Source organism: Caballeronia sp. AZ7_KS35 (assembly GCF_023631045.1).
GTDB lineage: Bacteria > Pseudomonadota > Gammaproteobacteria > Burkholderiales > Burkholderiaceae > Caballeronia > Caballeronia zhejiangensis.
On sequence record NZ_JALQDV010000009.1, the window covers coordinates 1 to 17,152 of the forward strand.

General features: G+C 62.8%; 18 protein-coding genes. 11 read left to right on the forward strand and 7 right to left on the reverse strand.

Annotated elements, in window-relative coordinates:
- Positions 1 to 468: 468 nt before the first annotated feature.
- The 4 genes from NCT05_RS10180 (at position 469) to NCT05_RS10195 (ending at position 4,155) form a co-directional block, all read left to right on the forward strand.
- Positions 469 to 1,683: a DUF2863 family protein gene (locus NCT05_RS10180; RefSeq protein WP_175983165.1), complete on the forward strand. Its 1,215-nt coding sequence runs from the start codon at positions 469 to 471 to the stop codon at positions 1,681 to 1,683.
- A 190-nt stretch (positions 1,684 to 1,873) separates the two neighbouring features.
- Positions 1,874 to 2,680: a helix-turn-helix transcriptional regulator gene (locus NCT05_RS10185; RefSeq protein ID WP_033535768.1), complete on the forward strand. Its 807-nt coding sequence runs from the start codon at positions 1,874 to 1,876 to the stop codon at positions 2,678 to 2,680.
- A 68-nt stretch (positions 2,681 to 2,748) separates the two neighbouring features.
- Positions 2,749 to 3,423: a membrane protein gene (locus NCT05_RS10190; protein ID WP_033535783.1), complete on the forward strand. Its 675-nt coding sequence runs from the start codon at positions 2,749 to 2,751 to the stop codon at positions 3,421 to 3,423.
- Positions 3,424 to 3,570: 147 nt separating this feature from the next.
- Positions 3,571 to 4,155 (forward strand): BspC domain-containing protein, encoded by a 585-nt coding sequence (locus tag NCT05_RS10195; RefSeq protein ID WP_250460381.1) that lies wholly within the window; start codon positions 3,571 to 3,573, stop codon positions 4,153 to 4,155.
- 93 nt (positions 4,156 to 4,248) lie between these two features.
- On the opposite strand, the gene NCT05_RS10200 is transcribed toward NCT05_RS10195, so the two are convergent.
- Together NCT05_RS10200 and yaaA are read right to left on the reverse strand one after the other, a co-directional pair.
- Positions 4,249 to 5,409: a M14 family metallopeptidase gene (locus NCT05_RS10200; RefSeq protein WP_008341683.1), complete on the reverse strand. Its 1,161-nt coding sequence runs from the start codon at positions 5,407 to 5,409 to the stop codon at positions 4,249 to 4,251.
- A 32-nt stretch (positions 5,410 to 5,441) separates the two neighbouring features.
- Complete coding sequence (gene yaaA / locus NCT05_RS10205; RefSeq protein ID WP_008341685.1) at positions 5,442 to 6,221, reverse strand: peroxide stress protein YaaA; 780 nt, start codon at positions 6,219 to 6,221, stop codon at positions 5,442 to 5,444.
- Positions 6,222 to 6,277: 56 nt separating this feature from the next.
- Here yaaA and NCT05_RS10210 point away from each other — a divergent pair, with 56 nt between their 5' ends.
- Genes NCT05_RS10210 through NCT05_RS10240 form a run of 7 tightly spaced genes read left to right on the forward strand, consistent with a single transcriptional unit; the run spans position 6,278 to position 13,436 of the window.
- The gene (locus NCT05_RS10210; protein ID WP_250434877.1) at positions 6,278 to 6,757 is read left to right on the forward strand and encodes a putative toxin-antitoxin system toxin component, PIN family; all 480 of its coding nucleotides are present in this window, start codon (positions 6,278 to 6,280) and stop codon (positions 6,755 to 6,757) included.
- A gap of 46 nt (positions 6,758 to 6,803) precedes the next feature.
- A complete protein-coding gene (locus tag NCT05_RS10215) occupies positions 6,804 to 7,985 on the forward strand; it encodes a pyridoxal phosphate-dependent aminotransferase (protein ID WP_250502215.1) in 1,182 nt (393 codons plus the stop codon).
- 48 nt (positions 7,986 to 8,033) lie between these two features.
- The gene (locus tag NCT05_RS10220) at positions 8,034 to 9,575 is read left to right on the forward strand and encodes a 3-hydroxyacyl-CoA dehydrogenase (RefSeq protein WP_008341692.1); all 1,542 of its coding nucleotides are present in this window, start codon (positions 8,034 to 8,036) and stop codon (positions 9,573 to 9,575) included.
- Positions 9,572 to 10,360, forward strand: a complete 789-nt coding sequence (locus NCT05_RS10225) for an oxepin-CoA hydrolase, alternative type (RefSeq protein ID WP_008341693.1) — start codon at positions 9,572 to 9,574, stop codon at positions 10,358 to 10,360. The genes NCT05_RS10220 and NCT05_RS10225 overlap by 4 nt, the downstream gene beginning before the upstream one ends.
- 4 nt (positions 10,361 to 10,364) lie before the next feature.
- On the forward strand, positions 10,365 to 11,090 hold the full coding sequence (locus tag NCT05_RS10230; RefSeq protein ID WP_250502216.1) for a histidine phosphatase family protein: 726 nt from the start codon (positions 10,365 to 10,367) through the stop codon (positions 11,088 to 11,090).
- A gap of 22 nt (positions 11,091 to 11,112) precedes the next feature.
- Entirely contained in the window at positions 11,113 to 12,216 is a 1,104-nt protein-coding gene (locus NCT05_RS10235; RefSeq protein ID WP_250502217.1) for a phosphotransferase, read from the forward strand.
- Complete coding sequence (locus NCT05_RS10240) at positions 12,213 to 13,436, forward strand: acyl-CoA dehydrogenase family protein (protein ID WP_250502218.1); 1,224 nt, start codon at positions 12,213 to 12,215, stop codon at positions 13,434 to 13,436. Before NCT05_RS10235 ends, NCT05_RS10240 begins: the two co-directional genes overlap by 4 nt.
- Here NCT05_RS10240 and NCT05_RS10245 read toward each other — a convergent pair.
- From NCT05_RS10245 to nuoN, 5 genes are all read right to left on the reverse strand, one after another.
- Entirely contained in the window at positions 13,425 to 13,895 is a 471-nt protein-coding gene (locus NCT05_RS10245) for a MaoC family dehydratase (protein ID WP_250502219.1), read from the reverse strand. The two genes, NCT05_RS10240 and NCT05_RS10245, sit on opposite strands and share 12 nt — an antisense overlap.
- Before the next feature lie 154 nt (positions 13,896 to 14,049).
- Positions 14,050 to 14,499: a DUF1178 family protein gene (locus NCT05_RS10250; protein WP_175983172.1), complete on the reverse strand. Its 450-nt coding sequence runs from the start codon at positions 14,497 to 14,499 to the stop codon at positions 14,050 to 14,052.
- A 198-nt stretch (positions 14,500 to 14,697) separates the two neighbouring features.
- A complete protein-coding gene (locus tag NCT05_RS10255; protein WP_250481555.1) occupies positions 14,698 to 15,297 on the reverse strand; it encodes an NUDIX domain-containing protein in 600 nt (199 codons plus the stop codon).
- Between the two features lie 50 nt (positions 15,298 to 15,347).
- Positions 15,348 to 15,668 carry a DUF2818 family protein gene (locus NCT05_RS10260; RefSeq protein ID WP_250502220.1) on the reverse strand — a complete coding sequence of 107 codons (321 nt, stop codon included), beginning with the start codon at positions 15,666 to 15,668 and terminating at the stop codon, positions 15,348 to 15,350.
- On the reverse strand, positions 15,668 to 17,140 hold the full coding sequence (gene nuoN, locus NCT05_RS10265; protein WP_244807408.1) for an NADH-quinone oxidoreductase subunit NuoN: 1,473 nt from the start codon (positions 17,138 to 17,140) through the stop codon (positions 15,668 to 15,670). Before nuoN ends, NCT05_RS10260 begins: the two co-directional genes overlap by 1 nt.
- Positions 17,141 to 17,152 lie beyond the last annotated feature (12 nt).

Below are 17,152 nucleotides of genomic sequence, written 5' to 3' on the forward strand. Positions count from 1 at the left end.
CTATTGCCGATTCCGAAGAACCAGCCGCACTCGCCATCAAGCGCCCACACTTATCGGCTGTTAGTTTTTAAAGAGCACATCGCAAGACAAGCCTTACTTCAACTTCCGTCTTGCGTCGCTGCATCAGCAGCAGAGAAACGAGATTATGAAGAACGTTTCGGTTCGTGTCAACAAGAATTCGAAGTTTCTTTTTCTTGCCGATCCGCGCCCGGAGCCTTCTACAACCTACCCCCGAGCACACCGCCGATACCGCCCTCTCCAGCTTCCTTCGCGTTCATCGAATCGCGAAGGAACGGAATTCTAGTGAGCGAATCCCGACTCCGCAAGGGGGATGCAAAGAAATTATCGTGGCGCTCCAAGTCACGCTGCACTCTCCTCCGATCGACGTGTTGCAACGCCGCACGATAAAAGCATCGCCCGAGCGACTACAATCAAAGGTTCACCGCACTAATTCACTCTAGTATCTATATGCGCTCGCGAATCGCAAAACGTATTCCCCCAGATGCAGACAAGCTCGTCAGCCTCTCCCTCGCGCTTTTCGCGTCCGGCAGCCGTGTCGAGGACCGCTTCTGGGAAGCTCGCCTCGACACGCTCATCGCCAAACTCGTGCGCAACGGCAATCAGACGACGCTCGACGCCGCGCTCGACCATCTGCAGCAGAATCATCCGGACGCCTACGGCGCGCTCGCCGATATGGCCGAGACGCACAGCGAGTCGTTCAGATTCGACATCGAAGGCGCACCGCATGAAGCCTTGCTCATTGCCGCGCCGGTGCTCGCGTGGACGCGCTACGCGATTCCATCGGGCTCGCTCAAAGGCGATGCCGTCGACGCACTGCGCACGCAGATGCAGGCTCATGTGCTCGCAGCCGATGCCCGGGTAGCCGTCGCGCCCTATCTGTACAGCATCGATCAGTTGCCACGCCACCATGTGGATACGTCGCGCCTCGCGCAACAGTTGCTGCAGACGGTGACGAGCGGCAGCGTCGCACGTCTGAATCTGTCGGACCTCCCGGAAACCTCGCCGATTCTCGCGGACCCGCGATTTCTATTGGCGCTGGTCGTCGTACCGGCCGGTGCGGCGTTCTTTCGCTGGCAGGAAGACGAAAACGGCAGCCGCGTGGAGCGGGGTCAATGCCTCGAACAGTGGGCCGCGCAAGGCGGACCGAGCTTCGCGGCAATTCTGCCGGGCTGCGAGTTCGAGTGCTTGCTTCCTGACGCCTACTACTCCGCCTGCCGCGACGCCGACGAGCAGGTGCGTCCGCACACCGTACGTACCGCCGTCCGATATCTGTTCGATACGCTCGGCACCGCGCCCCAGGACTTGCGCGCGGTCATCGCGGGCTTCGGCGAGCGGCGCATCGACGAATATCGCATCGGCTTTACACGTCGCGGCAGTAACGATGTGATCTACGGCGTCGTGTGGCCGCTCTATGGCCGCGAGAACGGGGAACTCGGAATGGACGAGGATCCGGTCGATCTCGAGGGCGCCAATGGACCGGTGGAAGAAATCGTCGAGTTGCTGAAGAAGACAGGTGTCTCTGACGTACGCCGCCATGCGGGACGCTTCGAACCGGAGTTCTGCGACGACTGCGGCGTGCCGCTCTATGCCGATCCGCTCGGCGAGATCGTTCACGCTGAAATGCCGGAAGACGCTGATCCTGCGCAGCCACATTTCCATTAACGATGCTCGATAGCAGCTATTTACGCCAAAAAGAACCCCGCCGCGTGCGGGGTTTTGTGTATTTATGCCTATGCCATTCGGATAGGGGGCCAAATCACCTTAAATTTGTCAACATACCGACTGGCGCCGATGCAAACCGGCGCCGAGTTCCGAAGCCGGTAGGCGACGGTGTATTGACAAGAGGTGAAGCATGATAATCAACATCATTGGTTCCGACGCAGAACGCCGGGCGGGCCTTAAAACATTGCTGCGCCGCGTTGCGCGCCAAGCGCAATTCATCGAGGCGAAGGATTGGAGACAAGCCCGTTCCGCCTTGAAGCGCTCCTCCCCTGACATGATCGTGATCGACTGGGCGCCCGAACTGCGCACCGGCGACCTGCAGATCCTGCTCGACGACGCCCCAGATGTGCCAGCGGCCATCATGGTCGACCGTTGCGGCGCCGCGCTGGTCTACGCGCTGATGAGCGTCGGCGCAATGGGCGTGATCCCGCGCGCCCTCGATCCCATCCTGATACTCCGCGCGCTGGAGATGGTCCTCGTCGGTGGACATTACATTCCGCCGGACGTGGTCGACCCGGAACTGACGCTTGAGCTCACCACCCGCCGCATTCGAAACAGTGCCAAGCTGCCGAAGATTCGCCATCATCCGACGCTGTCACCGCGACAACAGCAAATCATGCGCTGCGTGCACATGGGCAGCACGAACAAGATGATCGCGAAGACGCTCGGTATCAGCGAAGGCACGGTGAAAATCCACCTTGCAAGTATCTTCCAGCAGCTGGGCGCGACAAATCGCGCGGCCGCGGTCGCGATCTACAACGGCGTGCAGAATTCGCATCTCGAGATTCTGCGCAGCGGAGGCGAGAAACCGGTGCGCGTCGTATCGGGCCAGCCAGGCGTGATTCCGCTGCGCCGGCCGCGGACGCGCTATCCGTCGCTTCTCGACAACGATGCGGCCGCGCTGCCGATGGCCGCCGAGCCTGAATCAACGTTCTAGCAACAAACGAGGCAAACGGGTCCGTCCTTTGCGCACACGTTTTACGCGCAACGAGTAATATGCAAGGCATGGGGTTCTTCTACACACCGCTACCGCTTTGGCTAACCGTCGGCAGCTGGATCGCCGCCGCGGGGCTGCTCGCGCTCGCAATGCTGCAGCGTCCGTTCGCTCGCCTGCAGGACGCCACGCTGCAAAACGTGTGGCTTGGCGTCATCGTCGCGATCTCGGTGCTATGGGCATGCAACGCATGGTTCGATGACGGACCCGTCATCCATCTATTGGGCGCAACGTTGATGGTCACGCTGTTCGACTGGCGGCTCGCGCTCATCGGCACGGCCGCGACCACGGGTCTCGCGGCCGTCGTGCTCGATGCATCGTGGCTGTCGGTCGCGACCACCTATCTTCTCTTCGGCGCAGTGCCCGTCGCTGTGTCGACATTGCTGCAGCGCTTGAGCAACCTATGCTTGCCGCGCAATCTCTTTACCTTCATCGCCGGACACGGGTTCATCACGTCGGCGGTTGCGGTGGCCGCGGCTTGTGGCGCGACGGTCGGGCTCGAGATGGCGCTTGCCGGCGGCCCGGTCATCGTGCCTCCGGCATTCACGCGCGGCTCGCTGCTGCTGGGCGCCGGCGAGGCGCTCTTCACGGGCCTGCTCACCATATTGATCACGGTGTATAAGCCCGCCTGGATCACCACCTATGACGTGCGCCGCTATCGCCTGGACCGCGGCCCGCGCGTCTAGGTTGCGCGAAACGTATCAATTCACTGCTACTGGCGGAGTCGGATATCGGACTCCGGGCGATGGGTACGCGCACAAAGTACGATAAGATTGAACTCCCTCCCCACACGGCGCATCTTACTTGCCCGTGTCTTCTTAGCGCCAGACTTGATGGAAAGTAACTTCGCACCGCGCCGGCTCCTGCGGCTCGTCGGCCGGTTGGCGGCATGTGCATCGTTGGCATGCGCCGTGTCCGCTTTTGCCGATTCGCTCGACGAGCGCAACGAACTGATTCACCACTTCGTCACCGATTTCAAAGCCAACCCGCTCGTCGCGGATTGCGCTGCACATGGCAACTTCATCGCCAGCACGTCGTCGGCGTTCGATCACGTCGAATTTCCGCCTGCCTCGTTCGATGCCTCGCATTCCGCGATCGAGCCATGGAACGATTCGTTCGACGAGAAGAAGCAGCGAATCAAAGTGGACAACGTCGTGACCGTCGAAGGCCAAGGCATGCCGAAGGACGGCGGGAACGATCCCACTCCGCTCAAGTTCCGCTGCGGTTATGTCGGCAGTCAGATGCTCGCTTTCGGCTGGAACGATCCCGTCCCGCCATTGCGCGCGCGCGCTGAACCTCGCTCGACGCACGCCACGAAGGGCAAGCACGGCGCGAAGACGAAGGCGTCGTCGGGTAAGTCGAAGAGCACGTCGAAGTCCTCGACCAAGTCGACGAAAAAGACCACCAAGAAGCACTAGCTCCCTTCGTCCTGCGACGAAGACACGACAAAAAAGGGCGTGGCTGCATGAAGCGGCCACGCCCTTTTCACATCGGCGGCAAGTCGGCGGCGCTCAGGCGCCGAACGCCTGCAGATGCCACAGAATGGCTTGCAGCATCGATGCGCCGAGCGCCGCGCTGCGCGCGCCGTTCCAGCCGACGCTCTCGTCGGGCAGATTCGCGTTGTCCTTGAACGGCATCTCGAGCGTAAGCGACAGGCATTTATACTCGTTGCCGATGTACTTCGACGCGAGCTTGAGCGCATCTGTCTGATACTTGCTCGACTCGTAGCCGTGGACGTCCTGGAAATCCGGGCTCGCCTGCTTGAAGAAATCGACGAACGCCTTCTGCTCCTTCGCCTGCTGCTCGGTGAAGCCCGGCAGCATCTCCGAGCCCGCGACGAACACGTACGGAATGGCTTCGTCGCCGTGGATATCGAAGAACAGGTCGCAGCCCGTCTCCTCGATCGCCTCGCGCACGACCAGCACTTCCGGACTGCGTTGCGCGCTCGGCTCCATCCATTCGCGGTTGAGGTTCGCGCCCGCCGCGTTGGTGCGCAGGTTGCCGAGCACGCTGCCGTCCGGATTCATGTTCGGCACGATATGGAAAATGGCCCGCTCGAAGAGCGCGCGCGCCACCGGATCGCCCGCCCAGTCGCCGAAACCGGCGAGACGCTTCACGAGTCCTTCGACGAACCATTCCGCCATCGTCTCGCCCGGATGCTGACGCGCGATGATCCAGACTTTCTTCTTCGGCTCGGCGTCGCCGAAATCCGGGATGCCGAGCGACAGCACCGATATCGGGCGGCCCTGAACCGTGCTGCCGAGCTCGGTCAGCGTCGCGAGCGGCATCTGCTGGACCGCGCCGAGAAACTCCGAGTGGCGCTCTTCGCTGTACGGCTCGAAGTACGCGTAATAGATGCGATCGAAGTCAGGCGTGTGGTCGATCTTCATCACCTGCCCGTCGTACTCCGTCGACACGCGGAACCAGTTCACGCGGTCGTAGCTGGCGACCGCTTCATAGTCGCGCCAGCCTTCGGGAAACGCGCACTGCGCCGCGTTCTCGAAGGTCATCACGAGACGCTCGCCGCGCGCGCCCGACACGCGGAAATAGAACCATTGCGCGAAATCCGCGTGCGAATCGGGACGAATGCGCAGGCGAATGTCGGCGGGATCGTCGGCGTTGAGGACTTCGATCGCGCCCGCGTCGAAGTTGCTTGAGATAGAGAGAGTCATCTGCGTTTCCTTGCGTGCTTGCCGCGTGGATCTCAGTCCGCGACGCGGCGACGAAATACATAGGTCGTGTCGTTCGATGCTTTTGCATCGAATTTGTAGCCTTCGCTGTCGAAGCCCTTGAGCGCTTCCGGTTCGTCGATGCGGTTCTCGACCGCATAACGCGCCATCATTCCGCGCGCGCGCTTCGCATGAAAGCTGATGATCTTGTAGCGCCCGCCCTTCCAGTCCTCGAACACGGGCGAGATGACCGGAGCCGCCAGCAGCTTCGGCTTGACCGACTTAAAATATTCCTCCGACGCGCAGTTCACGAGCACCCGCGCGCCGCGCTGCCTCTGCAACTGCTCGTTGAGCGCCGCCGTAATGCGCTCGCCCCAGAAAGCGTAGAGATCTTTGCCGCGCGCATTCGGAAACTTCGTGCCCATTTCGAGCCGATACGGCTGCAGCAAATCGAGCGGCCGCAACAAACCATACAGCCCCGACAGCACGCGCACATGATTTTGCGCGAAATCGAGATCGCCGGCAGACAGCGACTTCGCGGCAAAGCCTTCGTACACGTCGCCGTTGAACGCGAGCACCGCCTGCTTGGAATTGTTCGTGTCGAAGGTCTTCGACCAGTCCGCGTAACGCTGGAAGTTCAGCGCCGCGAGCGGGTCAGAAATGCTCATCATGCCGCCGATCTGCTGCGGCGAAAGTTCGCGCAGTCCGTCGATCAGTTCCGCGGCGTCATCGACGAATTGCGGCAGCGTGTGCTTCTTGATATGGGCAGGCGTCTCGTAGTCGAGCGATTTGGCGGGCGAGAGAACGATTATCATGGAGGCTCGCCGGCACGCCGCCGGCGATCATTGGCATAAACCCCTGATTGTATCGAATGGACAATTCCGCCGCGCCGCAGCCTGGCTCCACGCGCGTGGTGCTCGATTCGAATGTGTGGATCGACATCCTCGTATTCGACGACCCCGCCACGCGTCCGATTCACGCGGCACTCGTTGCCCGCACGCTCGAAGCGCTCATCGACGAGCGCTGTCTCAGGGAACTCACGCGCGTGCTCGACTATCCGCAATTCGTGCGAATGGACGTCGACAAGACCGCCGCGCTCGCGAGCGTCGCGCGCCTCTCGACGCTCGTGGCCGCGACCATCGACGAAAACGGGCGTCCGCTGCCCCAATGCAAGGACCGCGACGACCAGAAGTTTCTCGAACTCGCGCACGCATCGGGCGCACAGTGGCTCGTATCGAAAGACCGCGCGGTGCTGAAGCTCGCGCGGCGCGTCGCGCGCGATTTCGCGTTTCGCATCGCCGAGCCGAAGCCGTTCGTCATCGAATTCGAGGCACAGGCGGCCATCGGCTGACGGTGTCTTAAAATAGTCGCGAGCCAAATTCAACGCCCATCCGACCATGAACACGACGCACGAATTGCCGCCGACACCGCCCGAACTTTACTTCCCGTCGCGTCTGCCCAACGTGGGCACGACCATCTTCACCGTGATGAGCGCGCTCGCCACGCAAAAAGGCGCGGTGAATCTCGGCCAGGGCTTCCCCGATTTCGATTGCGACGCCCGCATCGTCGATGCCGTCGCGGCCGCCATGCGCGACGGCCACAATCAATATCCGCCGATGGCGGGCGCCGCGCCGTTGCGCCAGGCGATCGCGCGCAAGATCGACGCGCTCTACGGCCGCGCGTATAACCCCGACACCGACATCACCGTGACCGCCGGCGCGACGCAGGCGCTGCTCACGGCGATCCTGTGCTGCGTGCATCCGGGCGATGAAGTCATCGTCATCGAGCCGATGTACGACAGCTATGTGCCGTCGATCGAACTCGCGGGTGGCAACCCGGTGTTCGTGTCGCTCGAAGCGCCCGACTACGCGCTGCCCTTCGACAAGATCGCCGCCGCGATCACGCCGAGGACGCGCCTCATCATGATCAACACGCCGCACAATCCGACCGGCCGCGTGTGGCGCGCGGAGGACATGAAGAAGCTCGAAGAGATCGTGCGCGACACCAATGTGCTGATCGTCTCCGACGAAGTCTACGAGCACATGGTCTACGACGGCGCGCCGCACGAAAGCGTGTCGCGCTATCCGGAGCTGGCGAAACGCAGCTTCGTCGTGTCGAGCTTCGGCAAGACGTTTCATGTGACCGGCTGGAAAGTCGGCTATGTGGCCGCGCCCGCCGCGTTGACGGCCGAATTCCGCAAGGTGCATCAGTTCAACGTGTTCACCGTGAACACGCCGATGCAGATCGGTCTCGCGCATTATCTCGAAGACCCGAAGCCGTATCTCGAACTGCCCGCGTTCTATCAGAAGAAGCGCGATTTCTTCCGCGAAGGTCTCGCGAAGACGCGCTTCTCGCTGTTGCCGTCCGAAGGCACTTACTTCCAGTGCGTCGATTATTCGAAGATCAGCGACATGCCCGAAGCCGAGTTCTCGCAATGGCTCACGAGCGAGATCGGCGTCGCGGCGATTCCCGTTTCGGCGTTCTATCACGAGAGCCATGAGTCGGGCGTCGTGCGCTTCTGCTTCGCGAAGAAGGAAGAAACGCTCGCACTCGCGCTGGAACGTCTCGCGAAGCTTTGAACCGCGGCGCACGCGCCATAACCGCCACAACGAGGAGTCGAACGGAACATGAGTACGCAAGACTTCAAGATCGAAACGCTCGGCATCGTCGGCAGCGGCGCGATGGGGCGCGGCATCGCGCAGATCGCGGCGCTCGGCGGGCTCAGCGTGCGCATCTACGATACGAATCCGAAAGCGCTCGCTGCGGCGCGCGAGTATCTGTCGGACACGTTCGCGAAGCTCATCGCGAAAGGCAAGCTCAAGGAAGCCGACGCGCACGCGGCGCTCGCGCGCATCCGCGATGCGGGCGACACGGGCGAGCTCTCCGATTGCGACGCCATCGTCGAGGCGATCGTCGAGAACCTCGACCTCAAGCGCGAACTGTTTCGCGAGCTCGAAGCCGTGGTCGGCGAGCGCTGCATTCTGGCGTCGAACACGTCGTCGCTTTCGATCACCGCGATCGCCGCCGGATGCGCGCATCCCGAGCGCGTCGCGGGCTTTCACTTCTTCAACCCGGTGCCGTTGATGCGCGTCGTCGAAGTCATCGACGGACTGCGCGGCGACCCGCGCGCAGGCGACGCATTGATGGACCTCGCGCGCCGCATGGGTCATACGCCCGTGCGCGCGAAGGACATGCCGGGCTTCATCGTCAATCACGCCGGGCGCGGCATGAACACCGAAGGCCTGCGCGTGGCGAGCGAAGGCGTCGCGAGCTTCGCGGAAATCGACCGCATCATGCGCGAGCAGGCAGGCTTTCGGCTCGGACCGTTCGAGCTGCTCGATCTCACCGCGCTCGATGTATCGCATCCGGTGATGGAGTCGATCTATCACCAGTTCTATGAGGAGCCGCGCTTCAAGCCGTCGCCGATCACGGGCACGCGGCTCGCGGGCGGGCTCATCGGGCGCAAGGCAGGCGAAGGTTTTTATCGCTATGTCGATGGCAAGCAGGACGTGCCGCCCGAACCCGCCGCGCCGACCGAACTGCCGACGCGCGTGTGGATCAGCCGCGCATCGCACGAAGGACGGGAGCAAGTGCTGAAGCTGATCGCCAAATGCGATTGCTCGGTGCACATCGACGCGGGCCACACGCCGGAGCCGGATTCGCTCATCATCGTGACGCCGCTCGGTTTCGATGCGACCACCGCCGCGGTCAACGAGCATCTCGATGCGACGCGCGTCGTCGCCGTCGATACGCTCTTCCCGCTCGATACGGTCGCGCGCCGCACGATCATGACGACGCCCGCGACCTCGCCCGAGATGCGCGACGCCGCGCACGCCCTCCTCGCTTTCGACGGCGTGCCGGTCTCCGTTATCCGCGATTCGACCGGCTTCGTCGCGCAACGCGTCGTCGCGACGATCGTCAATATCGGCTGCGATATCGCGCAGCAAGGCATCGCGACGCCCGAGGACATCGATCTCGCCGTGATGCTCGGCCTGGGCTATCCGCAAGGTCCGCTCGCGCTCGGCGATACGCTCGGCGCGACGACGATCCTCACGATCCTGCGCAACATTTGCACCGCGCTCGGCGATCCGCGCTACCGGCCCTCGCCGTGGCTCACGCGGCGCGCGCAGCTCGGACTTTCGCTTACCCATACCGAGGAGCTCAGATGAGCGCCGAACTTCTGACAGACCGTCCCGCGGGCAGCGACACCACGCTCGTGCTCAAGTTGTCCAATCCCGGCGCGCGCAACGCGCTGCATCCGGACATGTACGCGGCCGGCATCGAGGCGTTGAACACGGCGGAGCGCGACAACAGCGTGCGCGCGATCGTGCTGACCGGCGCGGACAACTTCTTCTGCGCGGGCGGCAATCTGAATCGCCTGCTGGAAAACCGCGCGAAGGATCCGTCGGTGCAAGGCGAAAGCATCGATCTGCTGGCGGAATGGATCAGCGCGTTGCGCTCATCGACGAAACCGGTCATTGCCGCCGTCGAAGGCGCGGCGGCCGGCGCGGGTTTCTCGCTCGCGCTCGCGTGCGATCTGATCGTCGCCGCCGATGACGCCCGATTCGTCATGTCGTATGCACGCGTCGGCCTGACGCCCGATGGCGGCGCATCGTGGTTTCTGTCACGCACGCTGCCGCGCACGCTCGCGAGCGAAGTGCTGCTCGAAGCGAAGCCGATCGGCGCGGCGCGGCTGCATGAAGTCGGCGTCGTGAACCGGCTGACGAAGAAAGGCATCGCGCTCGATGCGGCTATCGCGTGGGCCGACGATCTCGGCAGCGTGTCGCCGAAAGCGATGGCGCGCATCAAGTCGCTCATCAACGCCGCCGAACTGCAGCCGCTCGCCGCGCATCTCGACATGGAGCGCGACAGTTTCGTCGATGCGCTGCATCACGGCGACGCGCTCGAAGGCATCACCGCGTTCCTCGAAAAGCGCCAGCCGAACTATCGCTAAGCTCATGGCTCACTACGAATTGCCGAAGCGCCGGCGCATCTTTCTGATGCGTCATGGAGACGTCACCTATTTCGACGACAGCGGCCGCGCGATCGATCCCGAAAGCGTGCCGCTCAACGAGCGCGGACGCGAGGAAGCGAGCGCCGCGGGCCGCGAGTTCGCCGCGCAGAACGTGCGCTTCGATCGCGTGATTGCGAGCGGATTGCCGCGCACGATCGAAACCGCGCAACGCGTGCTCGACGCGACGGGGCAAAGCATCGACATCGAAGTGTGGCCCGAGTGGCAGGAAATTCGCGGCGGCAAGCTGAAGGATCTGACGGTGTCGGACATCGAGCGCGCGTTTCTCTCGGTGTTCGATGGCGTCGTGCCGGAAGAGACGCAATTCCTCGGCGGCGAAACCATCGGCGAATTGCTCGACCGCGTGCTGCCTGCGGTCGCGCGTCTGCGTGAAGATCGATCGTGGGACACGGCGCTGCTCGTGCTGCACGGTGGCGTCAATCGCGCGCTGCTCTCGCACGCGATCACCGCGGGCGGGCGCGCGTTCTTCGGGCATCTGTCGCAGGCGACGGGCTGCATCAACGCGCTCGATGTCGGCGACAAGCAGGCCGACTGGGTCGTGCACGCGATCAATCATTCGCCGCCCTCGCCGCTGCACGCCGACGTGCACAATACGACGATGGAACTGCTCTACGCCCAATTCGTTCGCTACAAGGCCGGCGACATGAACTGAAAACCGCAGTCCGGAGGAGACGATGCAGAACAACGAGACGCAAAAGCAGTCCGATTTCTCCGCGTTCGAAGGAACGCGGCCCGTGCAGGACAAACAGCGTTTCGATACCGATGCGCTCGTAGCGTGGCTCGCGGCGAACGTCGATGGCTTCGACGGCCCGTTGACCATCGAACAATTTGCCGGCGGCCAGTCGAATCCGACATTCAAGCTCGTCACGCCCGCGCGCAGTTACGTGATGCGCGCGAAGCCCGGACCCGCGGCGAAACTCTTGCCGTCTGCGCATGCGATCGAGCGCGAGTATCGCGTGATGCACGCGCTCGCCGCCACCGACGTTCCCGTCGCGCGCATGCTCGCGTTATGCGAGGACGAAAGCGTGATCGGCCGCGCGTTCTATGTGATGGAGTTCGTCCAGGGCCGCGTGCTGTGGGATCAGTCGTTGCCCGGCATGACGCCCGTCGAGCGCGCCGCGATCTATGACGAAACGAATCGCGTGATCGCAGCGCTCCATACCGTCGATGTCGAGGCCGCCGGGTTATCGGGCTACGGCAAGCCGGGCAATTATTTCGAGCGGCAGATCGGACGCTGGAGCAAGCAATACGTCGCGTCCGAAACCGAGAAGATCGACGCGATGAATCGCCTGATCGACTGGTTGCCGCGGCATATTCCCGCGTCCCGCGAACCGAAAGTCAGCGTCGTGCACGGCGACTTCCGGCTCGACAATCTCATCTTTCATCCGGCCGAGCCGCGCGTGCTCGCCGTGCTCGACTGGGAACTGTCGACGCTCGGCGATCCGCTCGCCGACTTCGCGTATCACTGCATGGCGTGGCATGTCGACCCATCGCAGTTTCGCGGCATCGCCGGACTCGACTGGGCGGCGCTCGGCATTCCCGACGAAGCCGCGTACGTGAAGCGCTATTGCGAGCGCACCGGCTTCGCAATCGAAGGCGACTGGAACTTCTATCTCGCCTACAACATGTTCCGCATCGCCGCGATCCTGCAGGGCATCATGAAGCGCGTCGTCGATGGCACCGCCGCAAGCGCGCAAGCCGTCGATGCGGGCAAGCGCGCGCGGCCGATGGCCGAACTCGCGTGGACATACGCACAAAAAGTGGGGACAAGCGCATGAACTTCGACTACACGCCCAAGGTCCAGGCGTTGCGCGAGAAGCTGCTCGCTTTCTTCGACGCGCACATCTATCCCAACGAAGGCGCTTACGCCGATGAAATCGCGGCGAATCGCGCGGCTGGCAACGCGTGGATTCCGACGCGCCTCATCGAAGGCTTGAAGGAGCAAGCGCGCGCCGAGGGACTGTGGAACCTCTTCCTGCCCGCATCGGCGCGCGGCGCGGGGCTGACGAATCTCGAATACGCGCCCTTGTGCGAAATCATGGGCCGCGTGCCGTGGGCGCCCGAAGTCTTCAATTGCAGCGCGCCCGATACGGGCAACATGGAAACCATCGAACGCTACGGCACCGATGCGCAAAAAGCCCAATGGCTCGAGCCGCTGTTGCGCGGCGAAATCCGCTCGGCGTTTTTGATGACGGAGCCGGAAGTTGCGTCATCGGATGCGACGAACATCCGCTGCAGCATCGCGCGCGACGGCGACAGCTACGTGATCGACGGCCACAAATGGTGGTCGTCGGGCGCGGGCGATCCGCGCTGCAAAGTGTATATCGTGATGGGCAAGACCGACGCCGACGCGCCGAAACACGCGCAGCAATCGATGATTCTCGTGCCCGCCGATGCGAGCGGCATCACGGTGCATCGGCCGTTGAACGTCTTCGGCTACGACGACGCGCCGCACGGCCATATGGACATCACGCTCGACAACGTGCGGGTGCCCGCGACGAACATGCTGTTAGGCGAAGGACGCGGCTTCGAAATCGCGCAGGGGCGGCTCGGGCCCGGGCGCATCCATCATTGCATGCGTCTGATCGGACTCGCCGAACGCGCGCTCGAGTTGATGACGAGACGCACACTCGCGCGTGTCGCGTTCGGCAAGCCGATCGCGCAGCATGGCGTGACGCAGGAGCGTATCGCCGAGGCGCGCATCATGATCGAGCAGGCGCGGCTTCTGACGCTCAAGGCCGCGTACATGATGGACACCGTCGGCAACAAGGGCGCGCGCGGCGAAATCGCGATGATCAAGGTCGTCGCGCCGAACGTCGCGTGCCAGGTCATCGACTGGGCGATCCAGGCACACGGCGCGGGAGGCGTCTGCGACGACTTTCCGCTTGCTTATGCATATGCATCGGCGCGCACGCTGCGTTTAGCCGACGGCCCCGACGAAGTGCATCGAAATGCGATCGCGAAGCTCGAACTCGGGAAATACGCGTCAGGCGGCTGACGCGCCTGAATCGACAGGATTGCGCAGGCCGAAAAGCGCGGCGGAATCGACGGTCAGCACGAGCTCGCCGTTCTGGTTGTGCGCTTCCCAGCGCGTCTGCACGATGCCGCGATCCGGCTTGCTCTTCGACACGCGCTTGTCGAGCACGCGCACGGTGAGGCGCACGCTATCGCCGACGCGCACCGGCTTGATCCAGCGGATGTTGTCGAGACCGGGCGAGCCCATCGAGGTCGAACCGCGCAACATGTCGCGCACGAGGATGCCCATCATCGCGGAACAGGTGTTCCAGCCGCTCGCGACGAGCCCGCCGAAATGCGACGCCTCGCCCGCCGCCTCCGAGAGATGAAACGGTTGCGGATCGTAACGCTCCGCAAATCCGACGATCTCGTCTCTCGTGAACGTGTGCGCGCCCAGCGTCACGGCGCTGCCGATTTCGAAATCCTCAAAAGCGTAGGTCATGCGTTCTCCTTTACGTGGCGGCAAATTCTGACAACGGAGAACACGGTCGCGCAGAACGCACGGAGGACTGGCGTCGGTGAGAAAAACTGAGGTCCATGCGCAGTGTCTCCTTCACGGCCCCTTCCGGAGCCCGAAAAGACACCGCGCAAGAACGTTACTGCAGCGGCTCTTTCAGCGCGTCCGGAACAGGCAACGGCATCACGTCGATCCCTTCTTCGAGCAGCGCGTGCGTCTCTTCGGGCGTCGTGACGCCGCGTATGTTGCGCGCGGGCGCCTCGTTGTAATGAATGCGCCGCGCCTCGTCGGCAAACCGGTCGCCCACGTTTTCGGTCTTCTCGATCAGCTCGCGCATGAATTGCAGCGCGCGCGCCTGCAATGCCGCCGCTTCAGGCGCGGCTTGCGCCTGCGCAGGCTGGGAAGCCGCCTCCCCTCGCGCGGACGACAAATTCAAGCGTGGCGCGGACGGCATACGACTCACATCGGTCGCCGAGCAAACCGGACAAGCAACCAGCTTGCGCGACAATTGCGACTCGAACTCTTCGGTCGAGGCGAACCAGCCTTCGAACCGGTGATCGTGCGAGCACTTTAAATCGAGGACCTTCATGCTGATGGGGCTTCGTTGAAGTTTATCTCAAAAACGCGCTTTATGAACGGTCGTTCGCAAATCTGCAGGAATGTGCAGTGGCCGTCAAACGCTGAACTACTCATTCTAGCCGCTCGGCCCGAAGGGCGCCTTTGACGACGCAAAAACGACAAAAGCGGCCATCGAGGCCGCTTTTGCACGCATCCGTGTGACGAGCGCTCAATCCTCGATCGACTCACCAAGCTTCCACTCACCCGAGCGGATCTTCTCCAGCCAGAACACGCCGATGATCGTCTTCACGTCGCTGATGCTGCCGTCCTTCACCCAGGCCATCAACTGCGCTTCGTCGGCGACGAAAGTCTCGAGGAATTCGCCTTCGTCGAGTTTCGCATCGCCGGCATTGAGGCCGCGCGCAAGATAGATGTCGATGAACTCGGTCGAATACGAAATCACCGGATGGATTCGCGTGAGGAACGTCCATTCACGCGCGGTGTAACCCGTCTCTTCCTGCAACTCGCGTTTCGCGCACGTCAGCTCGTCTTCGTCCGGATCGAGCTTACCCGCCGGAAATTCGAGCAGCACGCGGCCCACCGGATAACGAAACTGGCGTTCGAGCAGCACGCGTCCGTCGTCGAAGACCGGGAGAATCATCACCGCGCCGGGATGCTCGACGAACTCGCGCGTCGCGTGCTTGCCATCGGGCAATTCAACGGTATCGCGTTTCAGCGTGAGGAACTTGCCCTCGTGCAGCGTGACGCTTTCGACCTTCTTTTCGATGAGGCCGTCGTCGTTACCGGGAATCGAGGAATGATCTGCCATCTTGAGCCCTGTGCTGTTGAAGCAAACAAGCCGCTGACAGCACGAAGCGGTCAGCAGCGTTTGACGAGATATTGATACGTGAAGCCCGGAAAGGCGAACACGACGAAGAGACTGAAGGTAATGGCATAGAACTGCCATTCCTGATCGAATCGGTTGCCGGCGCGCGCTTCGAGCATGAAGCCGAGCGCACCGACCACAAAGTAAAGAACGACGAGCTCGCCGATGCGAATCCACGCGCTCTTCTTCGCCGCCTTGCGTCCCGTCGACGCCGGAAGCGGCAACGGGACGATGGCGAAGAGGCGCTGATTCAGGAACGGCACGTTGGCAAGAACGAGCGCCAACAGCACGATGAACCAGCCTGCCGCCGACATTACAGCGGCAGCGTATGCGAGATCGCCGTGAGGCACGCGCTCATCAACGGACCCGGCACCAGACCGAGCACCAGAACGGCCAGGCCGTTGAACGCGAGCAGCGAGCGGTTCAGGCCGCCGGCGACGATCGGCGATGCGTCCGTCGGCGCATCGAAGTACATCAGCTTGACGACGCGCAGGTAGTAGAACGCGCCCACGAGCGAGGTCATCACGGCGAGGACGGCGAGCCATGTGAGACCGGCGTTCATCGTCGCTTCGAGCACGGCGAGCTTCGCGTAGAAGCCGACCGTCGGCGGGATGCCGGCGAGCGAGAACATCATGATCATCATGACGAACGCGAATACCGGGCTGCGCTGATTCAGGCCCTTGAAGTCTTCGAGCATTTCGGCTTCGAAGTCGCGGCGCGCGAGCAGCATGACCACGCCGAAGGTGCCGAGCGTCGTGACGAGATAGATGATGCTGTAGAACATCGCCGAGCTGTATGCGCCCGCCGCACCCGTCAGCTTGCCGTCGACCACGCCGGCGAGCAGACCCAGCAGCACGAAGCCCATGTTCGAGATGGCCGAGTAAGCCAGCATCCGCTTGATGTTCTTCTGCACGATACCCGTGATATTGCCGACGATCAGCGACAGCGCCGCGAGGATCACGAGCATTTCCTGCCAGTCCACCGCGAGCGGCAAGAGGCCCATCACCAGGAAGCGCAGACCCCACGCGAACGCCGCGACCTTCGGTCCGCCGCCGGTGAGCAGCGTCATCGCGGTCGGCGCGCCCTGGTAGACGTCAGGCACCCACATGTGGAACGGCACCGCGCCCATCTTGAACGCCACGCCCGCAACGATGAAGATCGCGCCGAACAGCAGCACGGCGTCGTTGATGCGGCCCGAAGCGACGGTCTTCAGCACTTCGTTCAGATCGAGCGAGCCGGTCGCGCCGTAGATCATCGAGATGCCGTACAGCAGGAAGCCGGATGCGAGCGCGCCGAGCACGTAGTACTTCATCGCCGACTCGTTCGACTGCGGCACGTCCTTGCGCAGCGCGATCACCGCGTACAGCGACAGCGACATCAGTTCGAGGCCGAGATACAGCGTCAGGAAGTTGTTGCCCGAAATCATCACGCACTGGCCGAGCAGCGAAAACAGGCCGAGCAGGAAGAAGTCGCCGCGGAACAGGTCGCGGTCTTCCAGATACTTCTTCGAGTAGATGATCGACACCGCGTAGCCGAGACACACCACCGCCTTCATCGCGCTCGCGAACGGATCGACGATATACATGCGCGTGAAGAAGAAATGCGGCGTCGGGTCGAGCGCGGTGACGGCGAACCACACGCCGCAGACGATCGTCGACACGAGCGCGATCAGATACGTCGTGCCGCGGCTCTTCGGGCCGAACATCGTGTCGTTGAGCCAGGCCAGAACGACCGACGCCATCAGGACCGCGTCAGGCCAAAGAATACTCATAGAGGCGTTTTGCATGATCTTTTAGTT

Coding starts and splice junctions, on each gene's coding strand:
- NCT05_RS10240 (WP_250502218.1), top strand. CDS start 12,213: ATGAACTTCGACTACACGCCCAAGGTCCAGGCGTTGCGCGAGAAGCTG.
- NCT05_RS10180 (WP_175983165.1), top strand. CDS start 469: ATGCGCTCGCGAATCGCAAAACGTATTCCCCCAGATGCAGACAAGCTC.
- NCT05_RS10200 (WP_008341683.1), bottom strand. CDS start 5,409: ATGACTCTCTCTATCTCAAGCAACTTCGACGCGGGCGCGATCGAAGTC.
- NCT05_RS10225 (WP_008341693.1), top strand. CDS start 9,572: ATGAGCGCCGAACTTCTGACAGACCGTCCCGCGGGCAGCGACACCACG.
- yaaA (WP_008341685.1), bottom strand. CDS start 6,221: ATGATAATCGTTCTCTCGCCCGCCAAATCGCTCGACTACGAGACGCCT.
- NCT05_RS10245 (WP_250502219.1), bottom strand. CDS start 13,895: ATGACCTACGCTTTTGAGGATTTCGAAATCGGCAGCGCCGTGACGCTG.
- NCT05_RS10250 (WP_175983172.1), bottom strand. CDS start 14,499: ATGAAGGTCCTCGATTTAAAGTGCTCGCACGATCACCGGTTCGAAGGC.
- NCT05_RS10210 (WP_250434877.1), top strand. CDS start 6,278: ATGGACAATTCCGCCGCGCCGCAGCCTGGCTCCACGCGCGTGGTGCTC.
- NCT05_RS10255 (WP_250481555.1), bottom strand. CDS start 15,297: ATGGCAGATCATTCCTCGATTCCCGGTAACGACGACGGCCTCATCGAA.
- nuoN (WP_244807408.1), bottom strand. CDS start 17,140: ATGCAAAACGCCTCTATGAGTATTCTTTGGCCTGACGCGGTCCTGATG.
- NCT05_RS10220 (WP_008341692.1), top strand. CDS start 8,034: ATGAGTACGCAAGACTTCAAGATCGAAACGCTCGGCATCGTCGGCAGC.
- NCT05_RS10185 (WP_033535768.1), top strand. CDS start 1,874: ATGATAATCAACATCATTGGTTCCGACGCAGAACGCCGGGCGGGCCTT.
- NCT05_RS10215 (WP_250502215.1), top strand. CDS start 6,804: ATGAACACGACGCACGAATTGCCGCCGACACCGCCCGAACTTTACTTC.
- NCT05_RS10230 (WP_250502216.1), top strand. CDS start 10,365: ATGGCTCACTACGAATTGCCGAAGCGCCGGCGCATCTTTCTGATGCGT.
- NCT05_RS10195 (WP_250460381.1), top strand. CDS start 3,571: ATGGAAAGTAACTTCGCACCGCGCCGGCTCCTGCGGCTCGTCGGCCGG.
- NCT05_RS10190 (WP_033535783.1), top strand. CDS start 2,749: ATGGGGTTCTTCTACACACCGCTACCGCTTTGGCTAACCGTCGGCAGC.
- NCT05_RS10235 (WP_250502217.1), top strand. CDS start 11,113: ATGCAGAACAACGAGACGCAAAAGCAGTCCGATTTCTCCGCGTTCGAA.
- NCT05_RS10260 (WP_250502220.1), bottom strand. CDS start 15,668: ATGTCGGCGGCAGGCTGGTTCATCGTGCTGTTGGCGCTCGTTCTTGCC.